Annotated in this window: 1 protein-coding gene; it reads left to right on the top strand. The window is 65.5% G+C overall.

Annotated features, from left to right (window positions below; genetic code table 11):
- Positions 1-42: 42 nt before the first annotated feature.
- Positions 43-278: acyltransferase domain-containing protein (locus AC5P1B_RS35945; RefSeq protein ID WP_493892238.1), on the top strand; the 236-nt coding region annotated here is incomplete at its 3' end.

Genomic DNA, 278 nt, shown 5'->3' with positions numbered 1-278 from the left:
CACACTCACCTCCACAACCACCGCGAGCTCCCACCCGCCGACGTGGCCTGGTCCCTGGCCACCACCCGCACCGCCTTTGAACACCGCGCGGTCATCCTCGGCCATGACCGGGATGAGTTGGTTGAAAGACTGCAACAGTTAACGAAGGGTGAACCGGCCGGGCAGGTGATCACTGGCACCGCCCACGACGCCAGCGCAACCGTGTTCGTCTTTCCGGGTCAGGGGTCGCAGTGGGCGGGTATGGCGGCGGATCTGCTGGATACCTCGCCTGTGTTCGC

The sequence above is a fragment of the Streptomyces sp. A01 genome, from assembly GCF_059026195.1.
Note: the sequence above shows the minus strand (reverse complement) of the source record. Positions and strands in the feature narration are given on the sequence as shown.